The organism is Microcystis sp. M53603_WE2, assembly GCF_030065435.1.
Genome location: NZ_JASJFF010000123.1, coordinates 1 through 1910 on the forward strand (window position 1 = coordinate 1; position 1910 = coordinate 1910).

General features: G+C 37.3%; 4 protein-coding genes. All 4 read right to left on the bottom strand.

What is annotated here, in order from left to right; genetic code table 11:
- Positions 1-132: 132 nt before the first annotated feature.
- Positions 133-336, bottom strand: a complete 204-nt coding sequence (locus PX481_RS02925) for a tetratricopeptide repeat protein (RefSeq protein ID WP_288056006.1) — start codon at positions 334-336, stop codon at positions 133-135.
- 2 nt (positions 337-338) lie between these two features.
- Positions 339-764: a type II toxin-antitoxin system VapC family toxin gene (locus tag PX481_RS02930; RefSeq protein WP_002756072.1), complete on the bottom strand. Its 426-nt coding sequence runs from the start codon at positions 762-764 to the stop codon at positions 339-341.
- A gap of 35 nt (positions 765-799) precedes the next feature.
- Complete coding sequence (locus PX481_RS02935; RefSeq protein ID WP_002735146.1) at positions 800-1039, bottom strand: hypothetical protein; 240 nt, start codon at positions 1037-1039, stop codon at positions 800-802.
- A gap of 302 nt (positions 1040-1341) precedes the next feature.
- Positions 1342-1910: tetratricopeptide repeat protein (locus PX481_RS02940; protein WP_288093593.1), on the bottom strand; the 569-nt coding region annotated here is incomplete at its 5' end.

Here is a 1910-nt window from a genome sequence, read left to right on the forward strand (position 1 = left end):
AATCCGTGCGCCTACGAACCCTCTTTTCCAACGGTCTTAACTATGATTGGTTCATTCAATCAATCTTCATCTCTAATCCACTCTTAACTAGCTCCCTAGTCATAGTTCATCATTCAATCATTCCAATCATAGTTAAGACAGCATCCTCAGATAGTTCTGATAAACGATTTGAGTATGGGGATGATTTTCCCCTAATCCTTCTCTGAAAATATTAATCGCTTCTAGATAGAGAGGTTCTGCTTCTGAGTATCTGCCTTTATAATAGTACAATTGTGCTAAATTGTTGAGGGAAGTTGCCACATGGGGATGATTGTCTCCTAGTAGTCGTTTTCTCAAATCTAATGTAACTCTATATTTTGAAATAAAATGAAAAATCCTTCTTGTGTAAAATGCTTATCGTGAGTAAGAATTTCATTTATATTCATTTGGCGCATTGTTTGCATGGATATACAATCTGTTAAGCTGTAATCCTTATCTGGACGATTTTGATATAAATCTAATCCTGATTGGAACGTCTGATGAGTTTGAGGTATAACTAAGATTTGGGGATTATTTTGTAAGCCTCTAATAACTTGTAAGGTTTTTCGTCTAACTGACATTCCATAAGCAGATAGATTGTTGAAAACTTCAATAAAGACTTCATCGGTTGTCACTATTGTTACCTGCTGGAGTTTCCTTGTCATTTCTATAGCTTTCTCATGCCAATCATCACGATTGTTAATGAGAGCAACCCAATAAAATGTGTCTGCAAAGATGGTTTTCATTGCTATGATACTATAAACTTTAGTTTCGGCTTTGCTTAGGATTTGGGAACTCCATAAAGATAATGATCATGTTGATTAGCAAGATCTATAGGCAACTTTTCTAAGTCGTCATTGTCTAATGGCATCTCTTCCAGAAGCTTTAATATTGCCTCCCCTACATTACTTTCAGATTTAGCATAACTAGCTTGTGCTGAAAGGAGGAAGTTCAAAGTTTCTTCTATTAAAGAATCCGGTGCTTGTTCAATCTCTTGCAATAGTCTCTCTTTAGTGTTCATGGTTTTATTCCTTGCTAATCAGTTATCAGTTATGGCTCTCTTGGATTTGGTGGGTAAAATGTATTCTAAGATACAGTCCTACTGGCGAGGGAATGGAAGGAACCACAAAGGCACAAAGGACACAAAGATCGATTATGTTGTAGGTTAAGCTTATCGCACAGAGTCTGGAAGATTCCTATAATAAGTCTAAGCTGTGATTTGAATGATTGAGTGAATACTATGATTGTGTTGTATTTGGCAAGTCTTTATCAATGATCAATTATAGTCTATCCCATAATCGCATCAATCATAGTTTAGACTCTTTACCTAATAAAGCGACGCACTAGCCACCGAGTGAGCATCCATAGCAAATAAAACGGCATCCATAGAATAACTATAGGAGTAACGATAATCCACTGCATCCATAGAATAACTATAGGAGTAACGATAATCCACTGCCACCAAGTTAAAGAAGTAGGTTTTTGCTGTTGTCGCAGCCTTTGTAAATTATTACGACAGGTTTTTGTATTAGGATGATTGTCTCCTAAGAGTCGTTTTAACAAATCTAAAGCTTCTAGAAAGAGAGGTTCCGCTTCTGTGTACCTGCCTTGGGAATCGTACAATCCTGCTAAATTGTTGAGGGAAGTTGCCACATCGGGATGATTGTCTCCTAAGAGTCGTTTATACAAATCTAAAGCTTCTAGAAGGAGAGGTTCCGCTTCTTTGTACCTGCCTTGGAAATGGTACAATGCTGCTAAATTGTTGAGGGAAGTTGCCACATCGGGATGATTGTCTCCTAAGAGTCGTTTACACAAATCTAAAGCTTCTAGATAGAGAGGTTCTGCTTCTGTGTACCTGCCTTGGGATTTGTACAATGCTGCTAAATTGTTGA

Coding starts and splice junctions, on each gene's coding strand:
- PX481_RS02935 (WP_002735146.1), bottom strand. CDS start 1,039: ATGAACACTAAAGAGAGACTATTGCAAGAGATTGAACAAGCACCGGAT.
- PX481_RS02930 (WP_002756072.1), bottom strand. CDS start 764: ATGAAAACCATCTTTGCAGACACATTTTATTGGGTTGCTCTCATTAAC.